General features: G+C 69.4%; 15 protein-coding genes. 1 reads left to right on the top strand and 14 read right to left on the bottom strand.

Annotated elements, in window-relative coordinates:
• Positions 1 to 2: 2 nt before the first annotated feature.
• The 14 genes from B9S64_RS21695 to B9S64_RS21630 all read right to left on the bottom strand — a co-directional run bounded on the left by B9S64_RS21695 (position 3) and on the right by B9S64_RS21630 (position 18,399).
• A complete protein-coding gene (locus B9S64_RS21695) occupies positions 3 to 1,205 on the bottom strand; it encodes an ABC transporter ATP-binding protein (RefSeq protein ID WP_109492088.1) in 1,203 nt (400 codons plus the stop codon).
• Complete coding sequence (locus B9S64_RS21690) at positions 1,195 to 2,172, bottom strand: ABC transporter ATP-binding protein (RefSeq protein ID WP_103492720.1); 978 nt, start codon at positions 2,170 to 2,172, stop codon at positions 1,195 to 1,197. Before B9S64_RS21690 ends, B9S64_RS21695 begins: the two co-directional genes overlap by 11 nt.
• 13 nt (positions 2,173 to 2,185) lie before the next feature.
• Complete coding sequence (locus tag B9S64_RS21685; RefSeq protein ID WP_103492719.1) at positions 2,186 to 3,169, bottom strand: ABC transporter permease; 984 nt, start codon at positions 3,167 to 3,169, stop codon at positions 2,186 to 2,188.
• Entirely contained in the window at positions 3,162 to 4,085 is a 924-nt protein-coding gene (locus tag B9S64_RS21680; protein ID WP_028438945.1) for an ABC transporter permease, read from the bottom strand. The genes B9S64_RS21685 and B9S64_RS21680 overlap by 8 nt, the downstream gene beginning before the upstream one ends.
• 122 nt (positions 4,086 to 4,207) lie before the next feature.
• Positions 4,208 to 5,839 (bottom strand): ABC transporter substrate-binding protein, encoded by a 1,632-nt coding sequence (locus tag B9S64_RS21675; protein WP_103492718.1) that lies wholly within the window; start codon positions 5,837 to 5,839, stop codon positions 4,208 to 4,210.
• A 159-nt stretch (positions 5,840 to 5,998) separates the two neighbouring features.
• Positions 5,999 to 7,141, bottom strand: a complete 1,143-nt coding sequence (locus B9S64_RS21670) for an ABC transporter ATP-binding protein (RefSeq protein ID WP_103492717.1) — start codon at positions 7,139 to 7,141, stop codon at positions 5,999 to 6,001.
• A complete protein-coding gene (locus tag B9S64_RS21665) occupies positions 7,134 to 8,192 on the bottom strand; it encodes an ABC transporter ATP-binding protein (RefSeq protein WP_028438948.1) in 1,059 nt (352 codons plus the stop codon). Before B9S64_RS21665 ends, B9S64_RS21670 begins: the two co-directional genes overlap by 8 nt.
• Positions 8,193 to 8,203: 11 nt before the next feature.
• Positions 8,204 to 9,151: an ABC transporter permease gene (locus tag B9S64_RS21660; RefSeq protein ID WP_028438949.1), complete on the bottom strand. Its 948-nt coding sequence runs from the start codon at positions 9,149 to 9,151 to the stop codon at positions 8,204 to 8,206.
• Positions 9,144 to 10,076: an ABC transporter permease gene (locus tag B9S64_RS21655; protein WP_028438950.1), complete on the bottom strand. Its 933-nt coding sequence runs from the start codon at positions 10,074 to 10,076 to the stop codon at positions 9,144 to 9,146. Before B9S64_RS21655 ends, B9S64_RS21660 begins: the two co-directional genes overlap by 8 nt.
• Before the next feature lie 164 nt (positions 10,077 to 10,240).
• A complete protein-coding gene (locus B9S64_RS21650) occupies positions 10,241 to 11,875 on the bottom strand; it encodes an ABC transporter substrate-binding protein (RefSeq protein WP_103492716.1) in 1,635 nt (544 codons plus the stop codon).
• A gap of 441 nt (positions 11,876 to 12,316) precedes the next feature.
• Entirely contained in the window at positions 12,317 to 14,191 is a 1,875-nt protein-coding gene (gene typA, locus B9S64_RS21645) for a translational GTPase TypA (protein WP_103492715.1), read from the bottom strand.
• A gap of 335 nt (positions 14,192 to 14,526) precedes the next feature.
• Entirely contained in the window at positions 14,527 to 16,962 is a 2,436-nt protein-coding gene (locus tag B9S64_RS21640) for an ABC transporter family substrate-binding protein (protein WP_103492714.1), read from the bottom strand.
• 209 nt (positions 16,963 to 17,171) lie between these two features.
• On the bottom strand, positions 17,172 to 17,729 hold the full coding sequence (locus B9S64_RS21635) for an isochorismatase family protein (protein ID WP_103492713.1): 558 nt from the start codon (positions 17,727 to 17,729) through the stop codon (positions 17,172 to 17,174).
• Between the two features lie 202 nt (positions 17,730 to 17,931).
• Positions 17,932 to 18,399, bottom strand: a complete 468-nt coding sequence (locus B9S64_RS21630) for a MarR family winged helix-turn-helix transcriptional regulator (RefSeq protein ID WP_103490531.1) — start codon at positions 18,397 to 18,399, stop codon at positions 17,932 to 17,934.
• Between the two features lie 239 nt (positions 18,400 to 18,638).
• Here B9S64_RS21630 and B9S64_RS21625 point away from each other — a divergent pair, with 239 nt between their 5' ends.
• Entirely contained in the window at positions 18,639 to 19,703 is a 1,065-nt protein-coding gene (locus tag B9S64_RS21625; protein WP_103490532.1) for a LacI family DNA-binding transcriptional regulator, read from the top strand.
• The last annotated feature ends 54 nt before the right edge of the window (positions 19,704 to 19,757 follow it).

Raw genomic sequence — 19,757 nt, 5'->3', positions numbered from 1 at the left:
CGTCACTCCGGCCCGTCCCGCCCCTCACTCTCGCCCCGTCCCTGACTCTCGCCCTCGCCCCGCGGCGGCGGCGCGTCCGCGGGCTCCGGGGTCTCCAGCAGCCCCTCCGGCGGCACCACCCGCTTCTCCTCGGCGAAGTGGCAGGCCGAGTCGTGCCGGGCGGGCGTCGCCGTGTCCCGGAACACCGCGGGCACCGCCAGCAGCGGCACCTCCAGCTCGCACCGCTCCTGCGCCTTCCAGCAGCGGGTACGGAAGCGGCAGCCGGACGGGATGTTCGCGGGCGAGGGCACGTCGCCGTGCAGGATGATCCGCTCACGGTGGTCGCGGGCCGTCGGGTCCGGCACGGGCACGGCCGACAGCAGGGCCTGGGTGTACGGGTGCGTGGGGTGGTCGTAGATCTCCGCGTCGGTACCGATCTCCATGATCCGGCCGAGGTACATGACGCCGACCCGGTCCGAGATGTGCCGGACGATCGACAGGTCGTGCGCGATGAACACGAAGCTCAGGTCGAACTCCGCCTGCAACCGGTCCAGCAGGTTGACCACCTGCGCCTGCACGGAGACGTCGAGGGCCGAGACGGGTTCGTCCGCGACGATGATCTCCGGGTTGAGCGCGAGGCCGCGGGCGATGCCGATGCGCTGGCGCTGACCGCCGGAGAACTGGTGCGGGTAGCGGTTGATGTACTCCGGGTTCAGCCCGACCACGTCGAGCAGGTCCCGCACCCGCTGCCGGCGGCTTCCCTTGGGCGCCACCTCGGGGTGGATCTCGTACGGCTCCCCGATGATGTCGCCGACCGTCATCCGCGGGTTCAGCGAGGTGTACGGGTCCTGGAACACCATCTGGATGTTGCGGCGCACGGCCTTCAGCGCCCGGCCGGACAGCTTGGTGACGTCCTGGCCCTTGTAGAGGATGGCGCCCTCGGTCGGCGGCTCCAGGTGCACCAGCATCTTGGCGACGGTCGACTTGCCGCAGCCGGACTCCCCCACGATGCCGAGCGTCTCACCGGCCGCCAGGTCGAAGTCGACGCCGTCGACGGCCTTCACCGCGCCGATCTGCTTCTTGAAGAGGATGCCCTGGGTCAGGGGGTAGTGCTTGACCAGGCCGCGCACCTGGAGAATCGGTTCGCCCCCGGCGAGCGGGGGCACCGGCGCCTCGGCCTGGAGCGTGGAGCCGCCGCCCCCGCGGCCCGTCCCGTCAGCGCGCATCGAGCGTCTCCTTCCAGAAGTGACAGGCACTCCTGCGGTGCTCGTCCACGGTGTAGAGCGGCGGGATGTCCGTACGGCACACCGGCTGGGCCATCGGGCAGCGCGGGTGGAAGGCGCAACCGGGCGGGATGTGCAGCAGGTTGGGTGGCAGACCCTTGATCGCGTACAGCTCCTGGCCCTTCTGGTCCAGGCGCGGGATCGACCGCAGGAGACCCTTGGTGTACGGGTGCGCGGGCGCCCGGTAGATGTCGTGGACCGGAGACGTCTCGACGATCCGCCCCGCGTACATCACCGCGATCTTGTCGGCGACGTCGGCCACCACCCCCAGGTCGTGGGTGATGAGGATGAGCCCCATGTTCAGCTCCCGCTGGAGCTCCGCGAGCAGCTCCATCACCTGGGCCTGGACCGTCACGTCGAGCGCCGTGGTGGGCTCGTCCGCGATGATCAGGTCCGGCTCCAGGGCCAGCGCCATGGCGATCATGATGCGCTGGCGCATACCGCCGGAGAACTGGTGCGGGAAGTTGCCCACCCGCTGCCGGGCCGCCGGGATGCGCACCCGGTCCATCAGCTCGATCGCCTTGACCTTGGCGTCGGACCGGGACATCCCCCGGTGCACGACGAACATCTCACCGAGCTGCTCGCCCACGCTGAGCACCGGGTTCAGCGAGGACAGCGCGTCCTGGAAGATCATGGCCATCTCCTGGCCGCGGATCCGCCGGCGCTGTTCGGGTCTGAGCGTCAGCAGGTCGCGGTCCTTGAAGAGGATCTCCCCGCCGCTGATCTTCCCGGGAGGCGTGTCGAGGATGCCCATGATCGCCTGCGCGGTGACGGACTTGCCCGAACCGGACTCACCGAGGACGGCGAGCGTCTCCCCCGCGTCCACGCTGTAGTCGACCCCGTTGACGGCCTTGGCCACCCCGTCGCGGGTGTGGAACTCCACGTGCAGATCGCGCACTTCGAGCAACATGGCAGCGGGCTCCTCAGCGCAGTTTGGGGTCGAGGGCGTCGCGCACCGCGTCGCCGAGCATGATGAAGGCGAGCACCGTGATCGCCAGGGCTCCGGCGGGCCAGAGCAGCATGTGCGGCGCGTTGCGGATGTACTGCGAGGCGGCGGAGATGTCGATCCCCCAGGAGACCGCCGGCGGCTTCAGGCCCACCCCGAGGAACGACAGGGTCGCCTCCAGCGAGATGTACGTCCCCAGGGCGATGGTCGCGACGACGATCACCGGCGCGATCGCGTTGGGGGTGATGTGCCGCAGCAGCATCCGGGTGTTGGAGGCCCCCAGGGCCCGCGCCGCCTGGACGTAGTCGTTCTGTTTGGCGGTGATGACGGAGCCGCGGGCGATACGGGCGATCTGCGGCCAGCCCAGCAGCACGATGAAACCGATCACCGGCCAGACGGTGGAGCTGGTCACGACGGAGAGGAAGACCAGGCCGCCGAGGACCACCGGGATGCCGAAGAAGACGTCCGTGATGCGGGAGAGGACCGCGTCCCAGGCGCCCCCGAAGAACCCCGCCAGGCCGCCCAGCACACTGCCCAGGAGCGAGACGCCGAGGGTGGCGCAGACGCCGACGGTGACCGAGGTCCGCGCGCCGTACACGGTACGGGTGTAGACGTCGCAGCCCTGCCCGTCGAAGCCGAAGGGGTGTCCGGGCTGGGAGCCCTCCTGGGCCTTGCCCAGGTCGCAGCTGAGCGGGTCCTGGGAGGCGATCAGCGAAGGCCAGATCGAGATGACGACCAGGAAGAGGATGATCAGCCCGGAGATGATGAAGACCGGGTTGCGGCGCAGGTCGCGCCAGGCGTCGGACCACAGGCTGCGCGGCTTGCCGGCCGGTCCGCCCTCGTCGCCCCCGGGGGGCTTCTCCAGGCTGCCGCCCTCTTCCATCGCGAGGTCGGTGGCCCCGCCGGCCCCGGTCCCCGCGACCGCCCCGCTGGGGTCTTCCCACGGCTGCTGCTCAGGCATAGCGGATCCTCGGGTCGAGTACGGCGTACAGGAGGTCGACGATCAGGTTCGCCGCCAGGAAGACGAGGACCAGGACGGTGACGAACCCGACGACCGTCTGGGAGTTCTGGCGCAGGATCCCCTGGTACAGCTGGTAGCCGACTCCGTGGATGTTGAAGATCCGCTCGGTGACGATGGCCCCGCCCATCAGGGCCCCCACGTCCGTCCCGATGAAGGTGACGACGGGGATGAGGGAGTTGCGCAGCAGGTGTCGCACGACCACGCGGCGCCGGGGCAGCCCCTTGGCCACGGCGGTACGCACGTAGTCCGCCCGGGAGTTCTCCGCGATCGACGTCCGGGTGAGCCGGGTGACGTAGGCGAGCGAGACGGAGGCCAGGACGAGTCCGGGCACGAGGAGTTCGTCGAACGGCGCCTCCGGGGAGACGGAGGGCTTGATGACGCCCCACTGGACCCCGAGGAGGAGCTGGAGCAGCAGGCCGGTGACGAAGGTCGGCACGGCGATGACGACGAGCGTGAGGATGAGCACCACCGTGTCGACGGGCCGCCCGCGTCGCAGCCCGGTGACCACGCCGAGGCTGATGCCGATGACGATCTCGAAGACGATCGCGATGACGGTGAGCCGGATGGTGATGGGGAAGGCGGTGCCCATCAGTTCCGTGACCTTCTGCCCGTTGAACGCGGTGCCGAAGTCGCCGGTGAAGATGTTGCCCATGTAGGTCGCGTACTGCTGCCAGACGGGCTTGTCGAGGCCGAACTCGGTGCGCAACTGGGCGGCGGTCGCGGGGTCGCACTGACGGTCGCCGCAGAGGCCCGCGATGGGGTCACCCATCACGTTCACCATGAGGAAGATCAGCAGCGTGGTGCCGAAGAAGACGGGGATCATCTGCAGCAGCCGCCGGATCACATAACGTCCCATGCAGGGCTCCGGGGGGTCGGGGCGAACGGGCGGGGCGGGATACGGAGGCCGGGTGGCCGGTGCGCGGAGGGCGCACCGGCCACCCGGCCTCGGTCAGGGCCCTGGCGGGCGGGAGACCCTGGTCACTTGACCTTGATCTGGTTGTAGACGGGGACGCTGAAGGGGTTCAGCGTGACGTTCTCCACCCGGTCCGAGTAGCCGGCGCTGCCGTTCTGGTACCAGAGCGGGATGACCGGCATCTGGTCGGCGAGCACCTTCTCCGCGTCCTGGAAGGTGCCGACGGCCTTGGCCTTGTCGCTCTCGGCGTTGGCCTTGTCCACCAGGTCGTCGAACTTCTTGTCGCTCCACTTGCCGTCGTTGGAGGAGGCGTTGGTGTAGTAGAGCGGCTGGAGGAAGTTCTGGATCAGCGGGTAGTCCATCTGCCAGCCGGCCCGCCAGGCCCCGGTGAGCTTCTGGCTGGAGACCTGGCTGCGGAAGTCGGCGAAGGTGCCGATGGGGGCGCCGACGCAGGCCTTGTTGTTGCCCATGACGTTGTTGATGCTGTTGCAGACCGCGTCGACCCACTCCTTGTGGGAGCCGGTGTCCGCGTTGTACGAGATCTTGAGCTGGCCGCCGGGGATGCCGCCGCCCTCGTCGATCAGCTTCTTGGCCGCGGCCTTGTCGTACTCGCACGGGGAGCCGCACAGGCCCTTCTTGAAGCCGCCGTCCGCCCCGAGGACCGGTGAGGTCCAGTCGGTGGCCGGGGTGCGCGTCTTCTGGAAGATCTGGTTGGTGATCTGATCACGGTTGATCGCCATCGACAGGCCTTGGCGCACCTTGGCCGCGTCGGGGGTGTCCCAGGCCTGCACGTAGAACGGGAAGGCGAGGGTCTGGATGATGCCGGCCGGGGTGTTGATGTACCGGCCGCCCAGGTCCGCCTTGACGTTCTTGAGCTGGGAGGCGGGGACGTCGTCGACGAGGTCGAGGTTGCCCGCCGTCAGGTCCGTGTAGGCGGTGTTGTTGTCCGTGTAGACCTTGAGGTCGATGCCGCCGTTCTGCGCCTTGTCCGTGCCGGGGTAGTCGTTCCACTTGCGCAGGCTCATCGAGGAGCCCTTGGCGTACTTCTCGATGGTGTACGGGCCGTTGCCGATCGGCTTGGAGAGCCAGGCGGCGTGGTCGGTGTAGAAGGCCTTGGGCAGCGGTACGAAGGCCGCGTAGCCGAGGGTGTCGGGCCAGAGCGAGAACTTCTGCGCGAGCTTGACGGTGAAGGTGGTGTCGTCGACCACCTTGAGCCCGGAGAGGGTGGTGGCGGACGCGCTGCCGGTGTCGGGGTGGACCTTGTCGTAACCGTCGATGTAACCGAAGAAGTAGGCGTTCTTCTGGTTGTTCTTCAGCGCGGCGCCGTAGTTCCAGGCATCCACGAAGGACGTGGCGGTGACCTTCTCGCCGTTGCTGAAGGTCCAGTTGTCCTTGATCTTCACGGTGAAGTTCTGGGAGTCCTTCGACTCGATCGACTGGGCGATCTCGTTCTTGGCCTCGCCGGTCTTCGGGTCGTACCGGACGAGTCCCCGGAAGACCATGTCGAGGACCTTGCCGCCCTGCACCTCGTTGGTGTTCGCGGGCTCCAGCGGGTTCTGCGGGTCTCCCCAGGAGGAGCTGACGATTCCGTTGGCGCCACTGCCGCCCCCACTGCCGCCCCCGCCACCGCAGGCCGTCGCCGCCAGGGCGACGGCGACGGCGCAGGCGGCCCACCTGACTCGTGTGGCTCCGCGCATGGAGTGCCTCCTAGGGTTCCCTTGAGTAGCTCAATGCCCCATATCACTCCATATGCCGGTATGACGCATGTTCATGTCCTCCGTACGGGCTCCCGGAACACACGAAGGCGCCCGGCCCCTCGAAGGGGGCCGGGCGCCTTTCGTTCGGCGTGTCGCGGGCTAGGCCGCGTGCACGACGTCCTTCTCCTCGGCGAAGTGACAGGCCGACTCGTGCGAGGCGGGCGTCTCGCCGCCCTTGAAGCGCTCCGGGATCGCCAGCAGCGGGATCTCGGTGGAGCACTTGTCCTGCGCCTTCCAGCACCGCGTGCGGAAGCGGCAGCCGGACGGCGGGTTGGCCGGCGAGGGAACGTCCCCGGAGAGGATGATCCGCTCGCGGTTGTCACGGACGGACGGGTCCGGTACCGGGACGGCCGACAGCAGCGCCTGGGTGTAGGGGTGCGTCGGGTGGTCGTAGATCTGGACGTCCGTCCCGATCTCGGCCATCTTGCCGAGGTACATGACGCCGACACGGTCCGAGATGTGCCGGACGATCGACAGGTCGTGCGCGATGAAGAGGTAGGAGAGGTTGAACTCGTCCTGGAGCTTCGCCATCAGGTTGATGACCTGCGCCTGCACCGACACGTCGAGCGCGGAGACCGGCTCGTCGCAGATGATGATCTCCGGGTTGAGCGCGAGACCGCGGGCGATGCCGATGCGCTGGCGCTGACCGCCGGAGAACTGGTGCGGGTACCGGTTGATGTACTCCGGGTTCAGCCCGACGACGTCCAGGAGGTCCTGCACCTTGCGGCGCCGGTCGCCCTTCGGGGCCACCTCGGGGTGGATCTCGAAGGTCTCCCCGATGATGTCGCCGACCGTCATACGCGGGTTCAGCGAGGTGTACGGGTCCTGGAACACCATCTGGATGTTGCGGCGTACGGCCTTCAGCGCCCGGCCGGACAGCTTGGTGATGTCCTGGCCCTTGTAGAAGACCTCACCGGCGGTGGCCCGCTCCAGGGTCATCAGCAGCTTGGCGACCGTGGACTTGCCGCAGCCGGACTCGCCGACGATGCCGAGGGTCTCCCCCGCGTACAGGTCGAACGAGATGCCGTCGACCGCCTTGACCGCGCCGACCTGCTTCTTGAACAGGATGCCCTGGGTCAGGGGGAAGTGCTTGACGAGGTTGCGCACCTGGAGGATCGGCTCGCCCTGGGACACCGGGGCGTCGATGGCGGCGACCGCCGCCTCCTCGGTGGCCGCGTCGACCGTGGCCACCTCGGTGACGTTGGGGGTGGCGTCGGCGGGCTCCTTGCGGATGTCAGCCATGGAGCGTCTCCTTCCAGAAATGGCAGGCGCTGTGGCGGCCGACCAGTTCGGTGCCGTCCGTGCCCGTCACCGGCAGCAGCGGCGGGATGTCGGCACGGCAGATGTCCTGCGCCATCGTGCAGCGCGGGTTGAAGGCGCAACCCGAGGGGACGTGCAGCAGGTTGGGCGGCAGGCCCTTGATCGCGAAGAGCTCCTGGCCCTTCTGGTCCAGGCGCGGGATCGAGGCCAGCAGACCCTTGGTGTACGGGTGCGCGGGCGCCTCGTAGATCTCGCGGACGGGAGACGTCTCGACGATCCGCCCCGCGTACATCACCGCGATCTTGTCGGCCACGTCCGCGACGACACCGAGGTCGTGCGTGATGAGGATGAGCCCCATGTTGTACTCGCGCTGGAGCTCCGCGAGCAGGTCCATCACCTGGGCCTGGACCGTCACGTCGAGCGCCGTGGTGGGCTCGTCCGCGATGATCAGGTCCGGCTCCAGGGCCAGCGCCATGGCGATCATGATGCGCTGGCGCATACCGCCGGAGAACTGGTGCGGGTAGTCCGAGACACGGGCCGCGGCGGCCGGGATCTTCACCTGGTCCATGAGGCCGATGGCCTTGGCCTTGGCCTCCTTCTTGGACAGGCCCTGGTGGACCCGGAACATCTCACCGAGCTGGTAGCCGACGGTGAGGACCGGGTTCAGCGAGGACAGCGCGTCCTGGAAGATCATCGCGATCTTCCGGCCACGGATGCCCCGGCGCTCCTCGGCCGACATCTTGAGCATGTCCTGGCCGCGGAAGAGGATCTCGCCCTGCGGGATCTTTCCGGGCGGCATGTCGAGGATGCCCATGATCGCCTGGGCGGTCACGGACTTGCCCGAGCCGGACTCACCGAGGACGGCGAGCGTCTCACCCGCGTCCACGCTGTAGTTGACGCCGTTGACGGCCTTGGCGATGCCGTCGCGGGTGTGGAACTCCACGTGCAGGTCGCGGACTTCGAGCAGCGGGCCGACGTGGTCGTCTCCCGAGCGCGCGGACGGGACTGTTGCGGTCTTGTCGATGGTGGTCACGTGCGCCCTCCTTATCGCGTCTTCGGGTCGAGGGCGTTACGGACGGCTTCGCCGAGCATGATGAACGCCAGAACGGTGATGCTGAGCATGATCGACGGGTAGATCAGGATGTGCTGGGCCACCCGGATCTGGCTCGCTCCACCGGAGATGTCCATACCCCAGGAGACGGTCGGCGAGGCCAGGCCGAGACCGAGGTAGGACAGGGTCGCCTCGGCGGAGATGTACACACCGAGCGAGATGGTCGCGACGACGATGACCGGGGCCAGGACGTTCGGCAGGATGTGCCGGAAGAGGATCCGGCTCGTACCGGCGCCCAGCGCTCTGGCCGCCTGGACGAAGTCGGCCTGCTTGACGGTGATCACGGCACCGCGCATGACACGCGCGATCTGCGTCCAGCCGAGGAAGGCGAGGGCGAAGATGACCACCAGGACCGTGCGGTCGGTGAAGGCCTGGAGCACGACCATGGCGCCGAGGAGGAAGGGCAGCCCGAGGAAGACGTTGGTGAATCCGGAGAGCACCGCGTCGACCCAGCCGCCGAAGTAGCCGGCCAGCATGCCGATCAGACCACCGAACAGGGTCACCAGGAGCGTCACCGAGATACCGACGATCACCGAGGCGCGGGTGCCGTAGATGACACGCGCGTAGACACTGCGGCCCTGACCGTCGTAGCCGAGCCACTCGGGCGAACCGACCTTGCCCAGCTCCGGCTTGCTCAGGAAGTGGTGCGCCAGGTCACCCACGGTGGGCGAGGCGCTGGTGAACAGGCCCGGGACCGCCGCGATCACCAGCAGCAGCACGATCAGCGCGGCCGAGATGATGAAGTACCAGTTCCGGCGGAGGTCCTGCCAGGCGTCGCCCCACAGGCTGCGGGCCTTCTCCGCGCTGACGTCGACCTGCGGTCCGGCGAGAGGCGCTTCGGCCTTCTCGGGAGCGGGAGCGGTCTTGGTCACATCAGGCATACCGGATCCTCGGGTCCAGGACCGCGTACAGCAGGTCGACGATAAGGCTCATGAAGAGGTAGACGATCACCAGAACGGTGACCAGCCCGACGAGGGTCGTGCCCTCACGCCGGGTGATCGACTCGAAGATGGTGCCGCCGATGCCCTTCACGTTGAACAGGCCCTCGGTGACGATCGCGCCGCCCATCAGGGCGCCGAGGTCGGTGCCGAGGAAGGTGACGACCGGGATCAGCGAGTTGCGCATCAGGTGCACACCCACGATGCGGCGCCTGGGCAGCCCCTTGGCCACAGCTGTACGCATGTAGTCGGCGCGCAGGTTCTCCGCCATCGTCGTACGGGTCAGCCGGGCCACGTACGCGAGCGACAGGGAGCCGAGCACGACGGCCGGGGCTATGAGTTCGCTCCACGTCGCGTCGTTCGAGACGTTGGGCGAGATCCAGCCGAGCTGGAAGGCGAAGACCGACTTGACGATGAAGCCGAGGACGAACACCGGGATCGAGATGATCAGCAGGGTGAAGACCAGAACGATGTTGTCGCTCAGCCGTCCCGCACGCAGACCGGCGTACACGCCCAGGGAGATACCGACGACGATCTCGAGTACGAAGGCCATACCGGCGAGCCGCAGGGTGACCGGGAACGCGTCGCCGAGCACGTCGGTGACGGGGCGTCCGCTGGCTATCTGCGTGCCGAAGTCGAAGTGGAAGACGATGCCCTTCATGTACTCCCAGTACTGCACCAGGATCGGCTGGTCGAGGCCCAGCTTGTGCCGCATCGCTTCGAGAGTGGCCGGGTCGGCGCCCTTGTCCCCGAAAAGTCCCCGCACGGGGTCACCGGGCAGCGTGTAGACCATCAGGAAGATCAGCAGAGTTGTCCCGAGGAAGACCGGGATCATCTGGAGCAGTCGTCGTGCGACATAGCGCCCCATCATGCCTCCATGTAATAGGCAAGCGGCAGCCGACGGGCCCTCCCGCACCGCGGACGTCCCTCAGGACGGTCAGCGGTACGGAAGGGCCCCCCGGCCACGGCTGCGGACTGGTGCGAACCGATGTGAGTGTCGGTCCCGCACCGGCCCACGGACTACGTCGGTCGTTACTTGGTGACCTGGACTTCGGTCAGGATCGGGTCGCCGTCCTGCGCGTACTTCACGTTCTGGACCTTCTCCGAGTAACCGGCGTTGACCTTGTAGTACCAGAGCGGGATGGTCGGCATGTAGTTGACCAGCTCCTTCTCGACCTCCTGGTACCCCTTGACCGACTCGTCGAGGCTCGGAGCGGTGTCCGCGGCCTTGATCTTGGCGTCGAGGTCCTTGTTGGAGAAGAAGCCGTTGTTACCGGCCGCGCCCGTGCGGAACAGGTCGCTGATGAAGTTGGCGTTGACCGGGTAGTCGAGCACCCAGCCGCCGCGGTAGAACGACTTGACCTGCTTGGCGTCACGGGCGTTCAGGTCGGCCTGGAAGTCGGCCTTCGAGTCGCCGGTGCACTTGACGCCGGTGGCCTGGGTGATGCTGTTGCAGACAGCCTCGACCCATTCCTTGTGGCCGCCGTCGGCGTTGAACTGGATGAAGACCTCGTTGCCCGGAACACCGCCACCCTCCTTGATGAGGGCCTTGGCCTTGGCCGGGTCGTACTTGGTCACGTCGCCGGCGACGTTCTCCTGGTAACCGAGAACGCCCTTGGCGACCCAGCCCGTGGCCGGCTCGCGGGTGCCCTGGAGCACCGTCTTGGTGATGGTGTCCCGGTCGATGGCCATCGAGAGGCCCTGGAGGACCTTCGGGTCCGTGTTCTTCCACTGGTCGGTGTACATGGCGACACCGAGCGTCTGGATGGCGGAGTACGCCTGGTCCACGGCGCGGTCACCGAGGTCGGCACGGTAGACCGGGAGGTCCTTCGGGCCGATCTGGCGGAGCACGTCGACGTTGCCGGACTTGAGGTCCTCGTAGGCGGTCTCCAGGGTGGTGTAGTTCTTGAAGATCACACCACCGTTCTTCGCCTTGTCCGGGCCCTTGTAGTCGTCGTTGCGCTCGACCTTGATCTGCTTCTTGTGGTCCCAGCTGACGAACTTGTACGCGCCGTTGCCGACCGGCTTCTCACCGGCGGCCTTCGGGTCCGCGTAGAAGGACTCGGGCAGCGGCGAGAAGACCGTGTAGCCGAGCTTGTACGAGAAGTACGGCAGCGGGTCGCTGAGCTCGATGGTGAAGGTGTAGTCGTCCACCTTCTTCAGGCCGGACATGGCGTCCGACTTGGGCTTGGCGCCCTCACCGTCGGGGTGGACGTCCGCGAAGCCCTTGATGTCGGCGAACCACGAGGCGTTGGTCTGCGCGTTCTCGATGTTCGCGGCCCAGTTCCAGGCCTTGACGTAGGAGTCGGCGGTGACGGGGGTGCCGTCGTGGAACTTCCAGTCCTTCTTGAGCTTGACCGTCCACAGCTTGCTGTCGGTCGTCTCGACGGACTCGGCGTTGATCATCTCAAGCTTGCCGTCGGGGTCGTAGTCGACGAGCTGCGAGAAGATGGCGTCGGTGACGATGCTGCCGTTCGACTCCATCGTGTTGGCCGGCTGCAGCGGGTTCTGCGGCTCACCGACCTCGACGGAGAATATGCCGTCCGCGTCGACGGCGCCCTTGGCGCTCTTGCCTCCGCCGTCGCTGTCGCCGCCACCACAGGCGGTCGCGGCCAGGGCGATGATTGCCGCTCCCGCGACCCACTTGGCGCTCTTGGCACCGCGCATGGGTTTCCTCCTCATGAGTCCACTTTTGACTACAAGAGGGGCACTGGAGAGATCCACCGACACCCCTGACGGCGATCGTTTCAGTGCCCCGAGTGTGCTCGTGAGTCGGCACTCCCCACAGTGCGCTGACCCATTGACCCGAGCTCAATGGAGCCAACTATTAAGGAACACCGGGCTGTAAACCACACTTAAAGGGTCTCGGTTTGACAACATCGAGATCACCCGGAAGACCGAAATCCGGACAAAGCGATCCCAGACAGACACCCCCGAAACGGACCGTTAACACATGTTCCGGAGAGCGACGCACGATATGCGGACACCTCGGTCGGATAAACGGGTTGACGAAAGACCCGGGCCCCCACAGTTTCTGTGGAGGCCCGGGTCTCATGTCAATGGCTCATTCCGACGGTTCGCCGGCGGAGGCCGGCGCCCCCGGCCGGATCAGCCGTGCTTGGCGCGCGAGGCCGAGCGGCCGCGCTGCTTCTGGTCCAGGACGACCTTGCGGATGCGGACCGTCTCCGGGGTCACCTCGATGCACTCGTCGTCGCGGCAGAACTCCAGGGACTGCTCCAGCGAGAGCTTGCGGGCGGGCACCACGTTCTCCGTGGTGTCCGCGGAAGCCGCACGCATGTTGGTGAGCTTCTTCTCCTTGGTGATGTTCACGTCCATGTCGTCGGCGCGGGAGTTCTCGCCGATGATCATGCCCTCGTAGACCTCGGTGCCGGCCTCGGTGAAGATCACACCGCGCTCCTGGAGGTTGACCATCGCGAACGGCGTCACCGCGCCCGCGCGGTCCGCGACCAGGGAGCCGTTGTGACGGGTGCGCAGCTCGCCGAACCACGGCTCGTGGCCCTCGAAGATGGAGTGCGCGATGCCGGTGCCGCGGGTCTGGGTCAGGAACTCCGTACGGAAGCCGATGAGGCCGCGGGAGGGGACGATCCACTCCATGCGGACCCAGCCCGAACCGTGGTTCGTCATCGTCTCCATACGGCCCTTGCGGCTGGCCATCAGCTGCGTGATGGCGCCGAGGTGCTCCTCCGGGGAGTCGATCGTCATACGCTCGACCGGCTCGTGCGTCTTGCCGTCGATCTGCTTGGTGACGACCTCCGGCTTGCCGACGGTCAGCTCGAAGCCCTCACGGCGCATCTGCTCGACGAGGATCGCCAGAGCGAGCTCACCGCGGCCCTGGACCTCCCAGGCGTCGGGGCGCTCGGTGTCCAGGACGCGGAGCGAGACGTTACCGATCAGCTCGCGGTCCAGGCGGTCCTTCACCTGGCGCGCGGTGACCTTGTGGCCCTTGCCGCCCTTGCCGACCAGCGGCGAGGTGTTCGTGCCGATGGTCATCGAGATGGCCGGCTCGTCGACCATGATCAGCGGCAGCGCGATCGGGTTCTCGGGGTCGGCCAGGGTCTCACCGATCATGATGTCCGGGATACCGGCGATGGCGCAGATGTCGCCCGGACCGGCCTTCTCGGCGGGCTGGCGGGTGAGCGCCTCCGTCATCAGCAGCTCGGTGATGCGCACGTTGGACATGGTGCCGTCGCGCTTGATCCAGGTGACCGTCTGGCCCTTGCGCAGCTCGCCCTGCTCGACACGGCAGAGCGCGATACGGCCGAGGAAGTTGTCGGCGTCGAGGTTGGTGACGTGCGCCTGGAGCGGGGCCTCCTCGTCGTACTCGGGGGCCGGGACCGTGGAGAGGATCGTGTTGAAGAACGGCTCCAGGTTCTCGCTGTCCGGCGGGACGCTGCCGTCCTCGGGCTTGGTCAGCGAGGCGACGCCGTCACGCGCGCAGGCGTAGACGATCGGGAACTCGATCTGGTCCTCGTCGGCGTCCAGGTCGAGGAAGAGGTCGTACGTCTCGTCGATGACCTCGGCGATACGGGCGTCCGGGCGGTCCGTCTTGTTGATGCAGAGGATCACCGGCAGCTTGGCCGTGAGCGCCTTGCGCAGCACGAACCGGGTCTGCGGGAGCGGGCCTTCCGAGGAGTCGACGAGCAGGACGACCGCGTCGACCATCGACAGACCGCGCTCGACCTCGCCGCCGAAGTCGGCGTGGCCGGGGGTGTCGATGATGTTGATCGTGATCGGGTCCCCGCCGTCCTTGGGGTGGTACTTCACCGCCGTGTTCTTGGCGAGGATCGTGATGCCCTTCTCACGCTCCAGGTCGTTCGAGTCCATCATGCGTTCGTCGAGGTTCTCGGCGGCGTGGGCCGCGAACGCGCCCGCCTGCCTGAGCATGGCGTCGACCAGGGTGGTCTTGCCGTGGTCGACGTGGGCAACAATGGCTACGTTACGGATGTCGTGGCGCGTGGGCATGGGTGGCTTGCGCTTCTCTCGATCGTGGGATCAGGCGTCTTTGTCGGTCTCGGTCCTCGTACGCCCCGCCGGGCGGACACGCCACGGCTGGTCCAATGGTACGGGCACGACGCGCCCAGGGCTTCCCTGCCCGGTCCGCGAAGGCGTTCGCCGGGCAGTGTTCAGCCCGCGTTCAGCCGTCGCCACGGCATCGTCCGGCGGGTGACGAGGGCGGACGGCAAAGGGGGTGGGGAGAGCGCGGAGCCCGGGTCCAGGCAGACGCCACCTTGCCCGCCGGCACGCCGGCGGGCAAGGGAATTGAGCGGGATCTGAGCTTCGGATCGCGCTGTGACCTGCTACTTCGTCCCCTTGGCGGGGGAAGCGGTGGAACCGGCCGCTTGGCCCCTGAGGAAACCGATGTCCTGGTAGCGGGGCGAGGCGAAGCCGAAGGCGCCGACGTTGCGGAGCTTCTTGTCGACCGCGACGAGCTGCGGCCGCTGGTACAGCGGAATCGATCCCGCGGCCGCCCAGATCCGTGCGTCCGCCTGCTTCAGCAGGTCCCCCGAGGTCTTGGCGTCGAGCTCGGAGACCGCGCGGTCGAAGAGCTGGTCGATGTGGTCGGAACCGATCCGGGTGTAGTTCTGCTCGACGAGCAGGGATCCGTCCGTGGCGGGTTCCGGCTTGGCGAAGAGCGGGCGTCCGTCGGTCGCCGGATAGGCGGTGGCGGGCCAGGAGTACAACGCCATGTCGTAGTCGCCGGAGGCGATGTGGTCCTTGAAGTAGCTCTCGTCGGAGACCTTGGTGATCTGGGCCCCGATGCCGACCGCGTCCAGCATCGCGACGATCTTCTCACCGACGCCGCGCAACGACTGCGAGCCGGGGCCGGAGGGCAGGACGAAGCGCAGGGTGAGCGGCTTGCCGTCCTTGCCGAGGCGGTTGCTGGCCGGGGCGGGGGCCGGGGCGGCCGTGCCCTGGGGCGCGTAGGCGCCGGGCGCTCCGCCGGGCTGCTTGTCCTGGGTGCCGGCCCGGGTGGTGCCCTCGCCGGTGACGGCCGCGACCTGGCGCAGCACGGCGGCGCTCTGGGCGGCGGCGGCCGGGGCGGTGGCGAGGGCCCGGGGAGCGGGGTCCCGGTCGCCCGGCTTCTCGTCCCCGACGATGTACAGGCCCTCGTCGCGGGAGGCCTTGTCGTCCTTCTCGTCCTTGTCCGCGGCCTTGTCCGCGGCCTTGTCCGCAGTCGCGTCGGTGTCCTTGCCGGCCTTGTCCGCCGTCGCGTCCTTGTCCTTGTCCTCGTCCGTGGCCTTGCCGCTCGCCTCGTCGGCGGGCTTCTTCCCGGCGTCCTCCGCGTCCCCGTCCGTCTTCTCGCCGGCCTTCTCCTCGGCCTTCTTGTCGGCCTCGCTGCCCGCCTTGGTGTCCCCGGGCTTCTGGACCGCGCCGCCGGTCGTCCAGCCCGCGTCCGCCAGCAGCGCCCGCGCCTCCTTGGCGTCCTGGTCGCCCAGCGCCCCGCTGGCATCCTTGTACACCGGCTGCCCGGCCAGCGCCAGGTGGCTGCCGGGCGGCTTCGCGGCCAGGCCCAGCGGCTTCAGCACGGCGTCGGCCAGCTCCTGGCGGTCCAGGGCGCGGGCGACCGCCCGGCGGACCCGGTCGTCGGAGAGCGGCCCGGACTCGCCGTTCAGCGCCAGCTGGGTGTAGGCGGGCTCCAGCGACTTGCGTACGGCGAAGCGGTTCAGGGCCTTCTGCTCGGCCGCGTACGCCGCGACCGCCTCCCGGTTCTCGGCGCGCGCGGCCTGGGCGGCCGCGGCCGCCTTCTCGTCCGACCCGTGCGCCACCGCCCAGGAGCGCAGGGCCGCCGCCGGGGTGATGTCGGCCCCGGGGCCGTGGGCGGGCTGTCCGTTGCCGGTGCGGTAACGGGCGGCCCGGGCGACGCTGCTCGCCGCCGCCGGGTCCACGTCCGCGACGTCCACGCTGCCCTCGGTGAGGGCGGCGGCCCGGTCCTCGGGCTTCACGGCCCGGAAGACGAGCGAGTCGAGCTTGGGCAGGTCCCCCCACCAGCGCGGGTCGCGGACGAGGGTGACGGTCCCCTTGTCCTTGTCCACGCTTCCCAGCCGGAACGGTCCCGCGGTGTTCTTGAGCGTGGTGCGCGCACCGTCGTTGAAGGTGCCGGCGGCGCCGGTCACCTCCTTCGGGTACAGCGGCGAGAAGAGCCCGCGCCAGTCCGCGTACGGCTTGGAGAAGGTGACGCGGACCTGGAGGTCGTCCTTGCCGCGCTCGATCTTCTCGATCCGTTCGTAGCCCGCGTTGCGGGCGGTCCAGAACGCGGAGTCCTTGCCGCTCAGCGCCCGCCACTGGGCGACGAAGTCGGGCGCCCCGATCTCCCGGCCGTCGCTCCACACGGCCCGCTGGTTGAGCTTGTAGAGCACGACCTGTCTGGGTTCCCGCTCGATGACCTTCGCGGACTCCAGGTAGTCGGGGTCGAGCCGGGGCTCGCCGCGCTCGTCCAGCGGGAAGAGGGTCGGCAGCAGGGCGCCCGTGATCCGGGTGGTCGCACCGTCGGCGTCGGCCTGGAAGGCGTTGAGGGTGGCGGGTACGGCGTCGATCGCCCAGGTGAGCGTGGAGCCGTCGGCCAGCCGGTCGCGGGCGGCGGGCGCGATGTCCTGTCCCATGGCCACCGGCACGCGGCCGCCGCTGTCCGAGGAGCAGCCCGCCAGCGCGGGGATGGTGAGCACGCCCGTCGCCAGGAGTGCGACCGAGCGGCGCTGTCGGGCCGTCCCGCGCGGGACGCCGAGGTGGGCCATGGCTGAAACCTCCGGGGCCGGCCCGGCCCACCCGTACCGGAATGGACCGGATGACGAACGTTTTGGTGGCATTTGCAGCTGATCACACTGATGTGTTGATCCACTGAACTCACCATCACGCGCGAGGGGGCGCAGGCGCGGCCGGTACGGGCCTGTGTGTCACCCGTGCGGCCCCGGCGGTCGTACCCGGTCGTGCCGGGCCGGGGTACTCAGCCGAGCAGGGCGAGGATCGCCGCCGTGGTGTCGGTCTCGCCGAGCCTCGGGAAGATCTTCTCGACGCTGACGCGGTGGGTGTCGGGGTCCCTGTCGGTGACGGCGTCGGTGGCGACGGTGACGTGGTAGCCGTGCGCGTAGGCGGCTCGGGCCGTGGACTCGACGCCGATGGAGGTGGCGATACCGGCCAGGACGACCTGGGTGACGCCCAGCCGGCGCAGCCGCCGGTCGAGGTCGGTGCCGTGGAAGGCCCCCCACCGCTGCTTGGTGACGACGATGTCGTCCTCGTGGTGGCCCAGCTCGGGCGCGAGGTCCGCCCAGTCGGCCGGCGGCTGCCCGCCGGACCCGGCCCGCCCGGCCTCCGTACGGCCGGGGGCGCCGCCGGTCACCCGGACGAGGACGACCGGGAGACCCCTGGCGCGGAAGGCGCCGGCGAGGGTCGCGGCGTTGGCGACGACGTCGGCGGCGGGGTGGACCGTGGGCAGGCCCACGATGCCCTTCTGGAGGTCGACGACGATCAGGGCGGTCGTCGGGTCCAGGGTGGTGGCGGTCATACGGGTACTCCTCGCGGGTGCGGTGTTCCAGGTACGGGCGCGCGGGGCGCGGTGGTCGGGGCGGGCTGCGGGGGCGGGCGGGCGCCGGTGCGGTGCGGGGGCTGGTGGTGTGGGGGGCGGGCGGAGGTTCCGGCCCGCGCCGGGCGGGGCCGGCGGTCGCGGCCCGCGCGGGTGGGAGCAGGCGATTCCGGCCCGCGCCGGGTCACTCCTCGGCCAGGCGGCTGATCAGCGCCACGGCCTCGGCGACGGTGCGGCGCTCCCGCCCGTCCAGTTCGCCGGCGATCGCCTCCGCCAGCCAGCCCCGGGTGACCGCCCGTGCCCCGGCCAGCGCGACGAGGCCCTCGTCCGTGGCCGACACGAGGGACTTGCGGCCGTCGGACGGGTCGGGGGCACGGGCCACCAGACCCCGTTCCTCCAGCGCCCCGAGGGTCAGCCGCATCGACTGCGGGCGTACGAACTCGGCGCGGGCCAGCGCCGCCGTGGTGGCCGGGCCGCTCTCGTCCAGCCGGGCCAGCACCGACCGCTGGGACGGTGTGAGCGGCCCGGCCGGCCGCACGGTCCGCATCCGCCGCGACAGCCGGCCGACCACGGCCGCCAGCTCGGCGGCCACCCGCTCGGCGGCCGGATCGTCCGGCGTCGGCTGCTGGGGGTGCTGTGGTGCGGCGCTCATACGGCCCACGATAAAGATGGCCAGTACACCTTGCAAGGTTGCCTGTCTGTTCTCGGGTCACGGCACACCGTCGGCGCCCCTCGCCCGTCTCCGGTACACGCACGTCCGCGCCACGCCCCGCACCGGCCCGCCTTGCCCGCCCGCGGGCGCGCGCTCTAGGGTGAATGCGCTTTCAGAACAGGTGAATGCCGATACCGGCGGGCATCCCGGTACGGACGAAGAAGCGGACGGTCCCTCACGTGAGCGCGCCCACGGTGTACGACGTCGCGGAGCGGTCGGGCGTCTCCATCGCCACGGTCTCCCGCGTGTACCGCAACCCCGCCTCCGTACGCGACCGCACGCGCGAACGCGTCCTGGAGGCGGCCCGCGAGCTGGGCTACGTACCGAGCGGGAACGCCCGGGGCCTGGCCAGCCGGACCACCGGCGTGCTGGGCCTCTGCTTCCCCGACTACGCCGACCCGGACGCCGAGGCCGACGCGGAGGCCGACAGCGACGCCGACGACGCCGCGATGCTCTACTCCGACCAGATCATCCGGGGCATGGAGCGGGCGGCACGCCGGCACGGGTACGCGCTCCTGATCGCCGCCTCCCTGGAGGGCGGGCCGGAGAGTCTCGTCGCGAAGGTGGCGGGGCGGGTGGACGGCTTCGCCGTACTGGCGCAGACCGTGCCGACGCGGGACCTGGAGGTGATATCGCGCCGGCTGCCGGTGGTGATGCTCGCCGGTCCGCGCGAGATCGACCATCTCGACCACGTGGTCGTCGCCAACGCCGCCGGGGAGCGCGAGCTGGCCCGCCATCTGATCGAGGACCACGGGCTGCGCGATCTCGCCTTCGTCGGCGGCGACCCGGAGTCCCCGGACGCCGAGGCCCGGTTCCGGGGGTTCCGCCAGGCCTGCCAGGACGCCGGACTCCCGGTTCCGGACGCGCCGGACCTACGGACGGCGATGATGACCCAGGCCGAGGGCGCGCGCGCCGCCGAGACCCTGCTGGACCGGGGCCCCGGGCGCCCGGACGCGATGCTCTTCGCCAACGACCAGATGGCGGTGGGCGCGCTGCGGGCGCTGGAGCGGCGCGGGGTGCGGGTGCCGGAGGACATCGCCGTGACCGGCTTCGACGGGATCCCGCTGAGCCGGATCGTGCGGCCCTCGCTGACGACCGTGCGGCAGCCGATACGGCACCTGGGCGAGCAGGCCGTCGAATTGCTGGTGCAACGCCTCGCCGACGGCAACCGGCCTCCCGTGTCGCTGGAGCTTCCCGTCTCCCTGGCCCGCCGGGCGAGCTGCGGCTGCGGCCAGGCCCCCTGACCCAGGCCCGGCGAGGTCCGCGCTCCCCCGCTCAGCACCCGCGAAGAGGGGCCG

This window comes from Streptomyces sp. SM18 (genome assembly GCF_002910775.2).
In the GTDB taxonomy this organism is placed as follows: Bacteria; Actinomycetota; Actinomycetes; order Streptomycetales; family Streptomycetaceae; genus Streptomyces; species Streptomyces halstedii.
Note: the sequence above shows the minus strand (reverse complement) of the source record. Positions and strands in the feature narration are given on the sequence as shown.

Excerpts from the sequence above, each read along its gene's own strand:
- B9S64_RS21695 (WP_109492088.1), bottom strand. The coding sequence starts at position 1,205 with ATGCGCGCTGACGGGACGGGCCGCGGGGGCGGCGGCTCCACGCTCCAG.
- B9S64_RS21690 (WP_103492720.1), bottom strand. The coding sequence starts at position 2,172 with ATGTTGCTCGAAGTGCGCGATCTGCACGTGGAGTTCCACACCCGCGAC.
- B9S64_RS21685 (WP_103492719.1), bottom strand. The coding sequence starts at position 3,169 with ATGCCTGAGCAGCAGCCGTGGGAAGACCCCAGCGGGGCGGTCGCGGGG.
- B9S64_RS21680 (WP_028438945.1), bottom strand. The coding sequence starts at position 4,085 with ATGGGACGTTATGTGATCCGGCGGCTGCTGCAGATGATCCCCGTCTTC.
- B9S64_RS21675 (WP_103492718.1), bottom strand. The coding sequence starts at position 5,839 with ATGCGCGGAGCCACACGAGTCAGGTGGGCCGCCTGCGCCGTCGCCGTC.
- B9S64_RS21670 (WP_103492717.1), bottom strand. The coding sequence starts at position 7,141 with ATGGCTGACATCCGCAAGGAGCCCGCCGACGCCACCCCCAACGTCACC.
- B9S64_RS21660 (WP_028438949.1), bottom strand. The coding sequence starts at position 9,151 with ATGCCTGATGTGACCAAGACCGCTCCCGCTCCCGAGAAGGCCGAAGCG.
- B9S64_RS21655 (WP_028438950.1), bottom strand. The coding sequence starts at position 10,076 with ATGGGGCGCTATGTCGCACGACGACTGCTCCAGATGATCCCGGTCTTC.
- B9S64_RS21650 (WP_103492716.1), bottom strand. The coding sequence starts at position 11,875 with ATGCGCGGTGCCAAGAGCGCCAAGTGGGTCGCGGGAGCGGCAATCATC.
- typA (WP_103492715.1), bottom strand. The coding sequence starts at position 14,191 with ATGCCCACGCGCCACGACATCCGTAACGTAGCCATTGTTGCCCACGTC.
- B9S64_RS21640 (WP_103492714.1), bottom strand. The coding sequence starts at position 16,962 with ATGGCCCACCTCGGCGTCCCGCGCGGGACGGCCCGACAGCGCCGCTCG.
- B9S64_RS21635 (WP_103492713.1), bottom strand. The coding sequence starts at position 17,729 with ATGACCGCCACCACCCTGGACCCGACGACCGCCCTGATCGTCGTCGAC.
- B9S64_RS21630 (WP_103490531.1), bottom strand. The coding sequence starts at position 18,399 with ATGAGCGCCGCACCACAGCACCCCCAGCAGCCGACGCCGGACGATCCG.